Source organism: Dellaglioa sp. CoH-57-MRSF-18, assembly GCF_056781995.1.
In genome coordinates this window covers 1-548 of record NZ_JBXAXX010000052.1, presented here as the reverse complement: position 1 = coordinate 548, position 548 = coordinate 1, and the positions used below count along the sequence as shown (strand labels likewise).

At 56.0% G+C, this 548-nt stretch carries 2 protein-coding genes; both read right to left on the bottom strand.

Features of this window, described 5'->3' with window-relative positions; all coding sequences use genetic code 11:
* A partial coding sequence (locus AC1RPG_RS07995; RefSeq protein WP_481762468.1) for a hypothetical protein occupies positions 1-388 on the bottom strand: 388 nt, incomplete at its 3' end.
* Positions 333-548: hypothetical protein (locus AC1RPG_RS07990; protein WP_481762467.1), on the bottom strand; the 216-nt coding region annotated here is incomplete at its 5' end. The genes AC1RPG_RS07995 and AC1RPG_RS07990, both read right to left, overlap by 56 nt.

The following is a 548-nucleotide window of genomic DNA, read 5'->3' as shown; positions in this document are numbered from 1 at the left end:
GCATGCTACCCTTTACGCCTTCTGCGCGATCAGCGGCCTTTGCCGGGAACTTCTTGTCGTTCGTGGGTTTGAATGTGACGGCAGCGAGCCGTGCCTGAATCGCGAGAAGAGTGCGCATGTCGTAAGCCGCAAGATTGCGCTTTTTCTTGTCTTCTGCTTCTGGGTTGTAGCGTCCGATGTAGCGCGTTGCCTCGATTTGGGATGCGAGCAGACCATCTTCTTCGGTCGTGACCACCACCTCAAGGAAGTGGGGTGCAAAGTCGGCAGGTGCCGTGAACGTGGGGAGCGGTACGCGTGCCGGTTTCACACCGCCAGTACCTGTAGCCACCTTTTCAGTGCGCGTCGCCTGCGCTTTCGCCAGCGACGACTTCTTCTTCGTTGTTGCCATTCTTGTTTCCGTAGAGAAGGTAATTCAGTTCAGATTGCAGGTTCACCACCATCTCAGCAAGCCGCAAGTTAGCCAACGCCTGAGCCTGTTCAACTTGGCCTAGACGATGGGCACGCGCTATCTGGAATTCGATTGTGGTTTGCAGCAAGGCCTCGGATAC